The following is a 385-nucleotide window of genomic DNA, read 5'->3' as shown; positions in this document are numbered from 1 at the left end:
CATTCGGCAACAAGCGCTTGCCTTTCTTGCTTGTTGTACACTTTTATACCTCCATTCCTAAGTCTTATGAAGGTATTTTCGCATATTTTGGGCTAGGTGACCATGCACCTGTTTATTAAGCGCTTACTCAGATTCCAGCCTGTCGCCAAAGTATATCGCAAACTGAGAAATGCACTGTGTCCAATCCCTTACAGGCATATTCCATTTTTTGAAATATCCATTGTAGCTAAGTACACTATCTTGGTTAGTGCTTCATCTTCTGAAGGGTATGCTGTTTTGGTTTTGGTGACTTTTCGCAACTGTCTGTGATAACCTTCAATAACGTTGGTTGTATAAATTAGTCTACGGATTGCATATGGGTACTTAAAGTAAGTGGTTAATTCAA

1 pseudogene is annotated in these 385 nt (G+C 39.2%); it reads right to left on the bottom strand.

What is annotated here, in order from left to right:
* Positions 1-123: 123 nt before the first annotated feature.
* Positions 124-385 (bottom strand): annotated as a pseudogene (locus V6C27_14870) (transposase).

The sequence above is a fragment of the Peptococcaceae bacterium 1198_IL3148 genome (assembly GCA_036763105.1).
In the GTDB taxonomy this organism is placed as follows: Bacteria; Bacillota; Desulfotomaculia; order Desulfotomaculales; family Desulfohalotomaculaceae; genus JBAIYS01.
This window is presented reverse-complemented; position numbering and strand designations above follow the sequence as displayed.